7 protein-coding genes are annotated in these 8,017 nt (G+C 43.2%); 1 reads left to right on the plus strand and 6 read right to left on the minus strand.

Features of this window, described 5'->3' with window-relative positions; translation table 11 throughout:
* Nucleotides 1-238: 238 nt before the first annotated feature.
* Both AC4II3_RS29550 and AC4II3_RS29555 read right to left on the minus strand, forming a co-directional pair.
* Nucleotides 239-1,714: a CIA30 family protein gene (locus AC4II3_RS29550; RefSeq protein ID WP_488017360.1), complete on the minus strand. Its 1,476-nt coding sequence runs from the start codon at nt 1,712-1,714 to the stop codon at nt 239-241.
* A gap of 457 nt (nt 1,715-2,171) precedes the next feature.
* On the minus strand, nt 2,172-3,827 hold the full coding sequence (locus AC4II3_RS29555) for a hypothetical protein (RefSeq protein WP_488016055.1): 1,656 nt from the start codon (nt 3,825-3,827) through the stop codon (nt 2,172-2,174).
* A 582-nt stretch (nt 3,828-4,409) separates the two neighbouring features.
* Here AC4II3_RS29555 and AC4II3_RS29560 point away from each other — a divergent pair.
* Nucleotides 4,410-4,922, plus strand: coding sequence for a glutaredoxin family protein (locus AC4II3_RS29560; RefSeq protein WP_488016053.1), 513 nt, complete (start codon nt 4,410-4,412; stop codon nt 4,920-4,922).
* A 184-nt stretch (nt 4,923-5,106) separates the two neighbouring features.
* Here the strand turns inward: AC4II3_RS29560 and AC4II3_RS29565 are convergent, their stop codons facing one another.
* The 4 genes from AC4II3_RS29565 to AC4II3_RS29580 all read right to left on the minus strand — a co-directional run bounded on the left by AC4II3_RS29565 (nt 5,107) and on the right by AC4II3_RS29580 (nt 7,746).
* Nucleotides 5,107-5,955, minus strand: coding sequence for a class I SAM-dependent methyltransferase (locus tag AC4II3_RS29565; protein WP_488016051.1), 849 nt, complete (start codon nt 5,953-5,955; stop codon nt 5,107-5,109).
* 52 nt (nt 5,956-6,007) lie between these two features.
* Nucleotides 6,008-6,205, minus strand: a complete 198-nt coding sequence (locus tag AC4II3_RS29570; protein WP_488016049.1) for a hypothetical protein — start codon at nt 6,203-6,205, stop codon at nt 6,008-6,010.
* Between the two features lie 366 nt (nt 6,206-6,571).
* Nucleotides 6,572-7,189: a Uma2 family endonuclease gene (locus AC4II3_RS29575; protein WP_488016047.1), complete on the minus strand. Its 618-nt coding sequence runs from the start codon at nt 7,187-7,189 to the stop codon at nt 6,572-6,574.
* A 140-nt stretch (nt 7,190-7,329) separates the two neighbouring features.
* Nucleotides 7,330-7,746, minus strand: coding sequence for a helix-turn-helix domain-containing protein (locus AC4II3_RS29580; protein ID WP_488016045.1), 417 nt, complete (start codon nt 7,744-7,746; stop codon nt 7,330-7,332).
* Nucleotides 7,747-8,017: the final 271 nt, after the last annotated feature.

Genomic DNA, 8,017 nt, shown 5'->3' on the forward strand with positions numbered 1-8,017 from the left:
AAGAATGAAGAATTAAGAATGAAGAATTAAGAATGAAGAATTAAGAATGAAGAATGCAGAATGAAGAATTAAGAAATTTTAAACTCTAAGTTCTAAATTCTAAATTCCCAATTCCCAATTCTAAAATCCCAATTCTAAATTCTAAATTCTAAATTCTAAATTCTAAATTCTAAATTCTAAATTCTAATTGCCTTTTTTGGCAAGAAGTGTGTTTACAACCTAGATAGAAACCCTATACTTAATTGCTGTCGGTATTGATACCGCAAAAAAGAGTTTGCCAGTCTCGCAAACCATCACTTGCCTCTTTAACTTCAAAGGTGACATTACAAGCCTTGGGTTGCTCTAGTACCTGAACACAAAGTTCAGCAATATCTTCTCGACTTACTTTACCTCGGATATTGTCTCCTTGAGCAAACACTAAGGCTTGACCTCCCGGTTCTTCTGTCAAAGCACAAGGTCTGATGATAGTATAGGAAACCCCACTGTCGCGAACTGCTTCTTCTCCCCGCAGTTTCCAGGTTAGAATTCCCCCCAGTTGGTCATTCATTCGTACCGCTGGTGGTTCTTCATCGAGGTTAATTCCTGGACGACCTGGACGAGTCACCCCGGCTGAACTAATCATAATGAATTGGGGCTTGGTGATACCCCCATAGGCTTTAATCGTTTCCAGCTCTAGGACAAAAGAACCTGGAGCAAAGTTTGGGTTCAGCGCGCCATCATACTCAAATTTACTCAGCATTAGCTGTATGGCACAGATGCCACTGGGGTTGAAGGGAGCAGCATCTTTCAAGGTTTTGGCTCGAAATACCGGAATCAAATCAGCAAAGGGAATCGAAACATTCATCCACTGATCTTTCTGGGTGTCGAAGGAATAGCAGTAGGAAATTCCATCCCATTTCGATTCATTACGCAATATAAATTTATACCGTTGACCATCCCCTTTAACTCGCAGTTCTATTCCTTCATACTCAGCTAAGTTGAGGGGAGTTGGGAGATTGCGGGTGCGTACTGACACAAAGCCCCCAGAATTTGCCGTTGAGACATTGCCAGTAAATAGGGCAGCCTTGTTGATCAGGCGGATTGAACTCTCGCTGACACCACCCATGACTACATCATCCACAGCACCCCAGGTTTCTTGTAAGTCATCGGAAGGGTTTTGGAAGTCAAATAGGAGTTGTTTCCCTGGTTCAAGATACTCCGCTGCAGCTTGTACTAAGTTCTTGATACCCTGATACTCCACAACTTCCGGGGTATCGACTACTTCCGGCCTATAGAACTTGATGCCCTGATAGTATTTTTCCCGGTTCGGGGTGTCTCCTTCTACCGGTTGCACCCGTGTTCCCGTACAACACACTACAGCAGTAATGTTCTTGTACAGTGCTGGGGTCAAGGTCTCTGGAATAGTGATATCTGCCTCGAATAGTTCCAGGTTATCCCCAAGGATTTCCCTAGCTTTCTGGGCATCTCTAACTAAGGCACGTACAGGATAATTCTGCTCAAGCAGACGGCGAACCACTCGCTTACCTACACCGCCAGTTGCCCCAGCTACCAGTATTACTCCCATATCTTTGTCTTTACCTTGGCTCGATTGTTGATTATTGGCACGACCTGTGAATAATCGCTGTAGGCAGCTCAGAAAAGGGATAACCTCAAAGTAGCTTAGGGTTTTTATGAATCTGCCAGCATCCCATGGGGAGCGATTGTTTTGGGTCATAATCGCCTCAAGTGCATTTTTTATTCAGTTTATCGAAATCTGAATTACCCTGAAGCTGACCTTGACCATAGTACTGGATCCCTTCAGCCGATTTTTTCCAGTTGGTAATTATATCATAGAAATTTTTATTTATAGGCTTATTAACGAAAAGCCATGCTTTTCGTTAATATAGAACTGTAAACTATTGACTATTAACGAAAGCGATAATAATAGTTAGCGCTAACAGAGCAGGGGAGATGGGGAGATGGGGAGATGGGGAGATGGGGAGATGGGGAGATGGGGGAGATTTAGTTTAATTCCTAGTTGAAATTAATTTGTAAAATCGGGAATAGGAAACTACCTATTCCCATATCCTGGATATGTTAATTAGTTAACCGGATAATTTAGAATTTATTCATTCTAAATTCTTCATTCTTCATTCTTCATTCTTCATTCTTCATTCTCAATTCTTCATTCTTCAATTCCCCTTTCTTAGTAAGCGCTGGAAAATCTGCAAGTTCTGATCGAGCCAATCCAGCCATTTCAGACTACTTGATAAAGATTTCGGTGGGTCGGAAATCAGGGTATCTAGAGCAATCAGGCGCTGGAAATTGATCTTGACTGGATCATGACGCTCTGTGCGACCGTCTTTACGATAAAACTTGACACCAGCTCGTTGCTGCATAAGAGTGATTAATTCTTGAGCAACGATACCGTAGCCAATGGTAGTGGGATGAATGCCATCTAGGGTGAAGAAACCACCGCTGGTGCGACCGGTGGCATCGGATCTAAAAAAGCGAGTATCCGGTACTGGTGAAAGAGCTTCCAGTTCGGGTGGTAGCTGATAGGGAGTCCACCAATCTGGTCTGCAGTCGGAGTCTTCAATATAACGTCGATAAGCTAAGCAATCCAGTAATCCTCCTAATTCAAATAAATACCAATCTCGACCTTCTTTTCGAGCTTGACGTACAGCATCAGCAATATAGTCGTTGTACTGGTCAATGACGCTATCAATCGCTCGGGCTTGTTGTCCGGTAATGTGCGGGTCACTGTTGGGGTCGAAATCTTTGTCGCTAATCCAAGGACGGGTGTAGTAGGGGAAGTATCGCGAGCCAGTAGCCATTTTATGTCCTACTCCACGACCAATGGGCACAATGGTGACATGGGGAACTGTAGCCAAAATCACATGGCGAGCTTTAATTTGCTTGATTTGCTCTACGACTTGATCACATTCAGCTTTAAAATCTTCCGGACACCAGATCGTAGGTGACTGATTGGGCTGTGATGAATTGGAATCGCGTCCGCAACTCCATTTGACCTTAAGTTGAGCAACGGTGCCCATGGCATTATTCGCCCCAATCATGATCATCAAGGTTTCAATACCATCTCCCTCACCGTTTTCTAGACTTCCTTCTTGCCCTAGTGCTACCGCAGCTTGGACTGGGGTAAGTGCTTTACCCTGTGAATCCCGGGCCGAGTCCAAAACCCTTATTGCCGCATGTTCGTTGCCATTCTCAACGATTTGCCGCAATAGATCATCCGTTGGTGCCTCGATTACTTTTCTGAGAGTATCTGCGTCGTGAGAGATGATGTCTTTGAGATTCCACCCATAAATAGCGAGATTGTGGTTAATCCCTTTTTGCATAGCAACAGTAGAGCCAATGCCCCCTTGCCAACCAGGACCCCGTTCCCAATAATCTTCTAAGTCATCCATAAATGCGCGGATTGAAAACAGAGCGGGTCCTAATTCCCACCAGTCAATCTTGTCACCAAACTGTCGTTCTAACCGCCGAACTAAATACTCCAGATTCAGGGGCAATCCACCCAATTCACCATATTGGCTGGGACGGCGCAGGTGTTCTTCCCAACCCATTTCTTGAGCAATCATCATGGGATAGGACAGGTCAGTGTTAAAAATTGCTCCACTCTGGAAGCCATGGGTTAGGGAATCACCAATGGTGACTAGTCGATGTCGGGGAGTGCCTTGTTTTTGGTTAACTTCAATACTTAATTCCGGACGGATACCCAGAGTAGGGTCTGTTTCCGGTGGACGCCCTTCAGGTTGAATAACATCTTTGACTTGATCTGGAGCATCAAAGTCGAGCATGTCTTTGGTAAGCAAACGTTTGACCATAGTTGCCTGTTTATGAAAAATAGTGATAATCAGTTATTATATAATTCACTGATGCTGAGGTGAATTCCAGAAAAGTAAGGATTAAACTTAATCCCTATTGCGTTTATAAATCAGATGTAAATATTAATGGTGTTTTTTTATTGTCCAATAAAACTCCGGAGCTCTTTACCCCTCTTGGCTTTTGCCTTTTGTATGCAAGCCTTTTTCTGCAATTCCTGTGTTCACAACCCAAATACAAAACTATGTGGGCAAAGCTATGTGGGCATGGTTAGCTTGCCAGCTAATGGGCTAGGAGTCTGGTAAGCAAACAAAGTAGAGAGCTTAGATTCCGTTGCGTGCATCTCATATTTGTAAAAATGAAGGTAAGTGTGGGACCCGGGCAGGGTGGGAAGTGTGTAAAGCATGGTAAGTGCGTAAACCGTGGAACGTGTGGGAATTTTCGGGCGCATTTTTCCCTAATTGCATGCATTAAGATGCACCACATCCCGTTAATAAAGATTTGGGAGTTTCCGACAATATCAGGTTAAAACGGTAAAGAAGTGATTAATTCCCTGGATAATTCCACTATATCCCCTACAAACTATGAACGCGAAACCTAGCATTAAACTCCCATGGATATTTATTCGTAGTTTAAATAAGACTGTCTGGGTGATTTCTAGTCTTATCCTACTGACAGTAGCTGCGGAATCCTCTTTAGGAGAACCCTCACCCTCTACCCCTACAAAACTCACCCTAGAATCCCCTCCTCCTGAACTCCCAGTTACCCCTTCAGCCACGTCTTTATCTGGTCATTTGAACAAAATTGGTGCTAAAATGTATGGGGCTTACTGGTGTCCCTATTGCACAAAGCAGAAGCAAATGTTTGGTGAAGCATTTAAGCAGATTAATTATATTGAATGTGACCCAAGGGCTGAAACGTCCCAAACTAACCTCTGCATTGAAGCGAAGATCAGAGGCTTTCCAACTTGGGAAATTAATGGTCGGTTTTATCCAGGTATGCTGTCTTTAGAGCAATTGGCTAAATTTTCAGGCTACTCAGCAGAAGCGACTACAGAATCAATGCCAGTGGTGGAGGAAGAACAAACAGAAAAATAAATAATAGCAATAGTGGAAGATTTAACCTTTAAAAACCTAAGGTAAGCAGTCAGCAGTCAGCAGTCAGCAGTCAGCAGTCAGCTTATTTTATTCACAAGCTGTTCGGAACTCAATTAGCATTCACATTAGCTGTTCGCTGATAGCTGATAGCTGTTCGCGTAGCGCATTAGCTTAGATAGAGGGATTATTTAATAATATTCAATGTTATCGATTTCCTGGCGCAAACAAAAAACGTTGTAATATCTATCCAAATGCCTTGTGCTGTGGCTAATTGTTCAACGGCTGCAAAGAATTCAGTTTTCAATTGTGCTAATTTCTCTGGAGAAAGCTGGAAAACTTCCGCCCCAAAGGCACTCTTTGAGTTTCCTCGCCAAGAATTTGCTGCTACTGTTTGAGTATCACTGCCGTAGTAACCAAGTTGATCGGTTTTGACGTTGATGTCTTGAAAACCTGCTTCGGTGAGTAGCTGATGACATTTCTCAGGACTACCAAGGGGTTGATTGGGATTAGGAATTACAATGCCATAGTCTCCTGCTTTTTCTCGAAACAGACCCCCTGTAGGAAAGGCCTTTGCTGCAAAACAGGAAAATCCCACTAATCCTCCTGGTTTTACGAAGCGATACCACTGCCGTAACGCAGCAGGGATATCTGTTAAGTATACAATGGCTGAAGAACATAGAATCCTATCGAAACTATTATCTGGAAAGTTGATAGTTTCTGCATCTGCTTCTATAAATTCGATGTTGTTGAGACCTTCCGCTTTAACTTTTCGTTGGGCTAAATTGAGCATGCCTGAGGAAATATCTACACCGACAACAGCTCCAGAAGCACCGACAATTTTGGCTGCACGAATTGCTACTAAACCTGTGCCGGTCGCAATATCTAGAATTCGTTGTCCAGTTTCCAGTTGGGATAGTTCTACTAGACCCTTGGCTAGCCGAGGGTGAAAGCTTCCTTGATCATAGTGTGGTCTGGTGTTAAAGTCAGCTTTGACGTTTTTCTTGAACTCATTTATATTTATCTGGTGTTTCATGGTTGGTGGAGATGGAAAATCTGATAATTATAAAATATGATAACTAGGTTAACTAGGATGAAGGAGGCTTAATCACTTCAAAGTCTGACTCATCTAGAGATAGTAGAAATGGTTGATCATTATGCTCAAAGGGATTTTCCTCTAATCTGACTATCCAACGACCGGATTCTTCCTGTGCTTCAATACGACCGGAAAGACCTGCAACATAATCAGGATAAATCACTCGAACTAAGGTTCCTACTTTGAGCATCTGAATTACTATCTCTACTCCCAATGTCCACCTGATTTTACCTTTAATTAACCAAATCTTAAATTCATATTGTTACAATAGTTAGTTAGGTTATTCAAAATTAGCTCACTATTTTCCCCCAAGCTAGTCAGGAGGATTGATGCTCACCGGTAAAGAGTGTGGTAAGTGTGGCAAGTGTGGGAAGTGTGGGAGGTGTAGGAGGTGTGGGGGGAGAAGAAACAGATGCGTAGAGACAATGGTTAATGCTAATGCGATCGCGTAGCGTGACCTACGGTCAATCGCATTAGCGCGGAAGCTTCGCGTGACTCGCGTTGCTTAGTAATGAAATGATTTTAAAAGTTTTGTGGAATCGGGATCAGGCAGTAATTAACTGATCGCTTGAAAAACCTGTTCAGCATTTAACCTTAATTCTGGAAAGGTTGGCGATAAAATACGGTTAGCTCCTCGGAACTGACTAACGTGATAGTCGCCATCTATCAATTGGTAAACCGATAACGTAGGTTGTTTAGGATTGCCAATAAATCGCCTACCGCCTAAACCCAAATAATCAACAATCCAATATTCAGCAATTCCGAAAGACTCGTAATCTTCGAGTTTTAAAGCGTAGTCGTCGCTCCAGTTTGTTGAAACCACTTCTACAACTAAACGAACAGAAGACCCCTGTGTGATTATCGATTCTTTTTTCCAGCGTGGTTCGTTATCAGTAACTTTTTGCTTGTCTAAAACGATTACATCTGGTTCATACCCAGACTCTGTTTGTGGTTTGATCACGCATTCTTTGGGAATCAAGTAAGGCAATTGACAGCGCCGAATTTCTAAAAACAGTTCACCTCCTATAAACCCGGCTACCTCTGAATGCATTCCCGTTGGTTTTGGCATCTCGACAATTACCCCATCATGCAGTTCGTAGCGCCTTTCTGAATTGACTGGATACCAATCAATAAATTGATCAAATGTTACTGGTTTGGGTAAGGCTTGAATCATTTTGGATTTGAGGGAGCAGGGAGCAGGATTGCAAGTGTTGTTAAGTATGGGGAGCAAATGGTGTACTTTGCACCATGAGTGAGTGATCGCTATTCCCTATTCCCAGGGCGTAGCGCTATAACTAATAGTTTAGACCTGGCTCAGCTAACCTTAAAATCAGAAATTGTCTCAATCCATACCCGTGCTCCACAATTGAGGGGATTATCTGGGCGATACATTACCCGACAAGGACCATTGACTTCAACAGTATGACCGTAAATGTTTTTAGATCCGCGTTTTACGGTAATCACGGGATTGCGTTCGCCAGTGTTGTGATTTTGGCGAATAACTTTCTGATTAACGTGGATCACAGCTTTAGTGTAATTTGTACGCTTTGACCAATTCCGCTTCGGTCCACGAGTGCCGGGGGTGACCACTGGCATGCCGTCAAATAAGGGAATCACCCAAGTTCTACCCACTTTATACGCTCCTTTGACTCTGCCCTTGCTCAACAGGAAACGGACGCGAGTAGCAGAGACACCTAGTAATTCAGCGGCTTGTGCGGTAGAAATCATCATGGCGGTAAAACCATTGCTTTTACGATATTGTTATTTTAACAGGATTTTTTAAAAGATGCAATGGGCGATGTGGGTGATGTGGGTGCTTTAAAAGAACTATTGCATTGTCGTAATGGGTAATGTGGGTTATATAGGTGATGTAGGTCTTTTAAAAGAACTATTGCAGCGATGCAGCGCGGTCTTGGGGGTTTCCCCCATGAGCGACTGCATCAAGACACTATCACAAGTCCTTGGGTGGTGCGTTACGGGGCGGTTTCAGGGGCGAAGAGGT

This window comes from Moorena sp. (assembly GCF_982860115.1).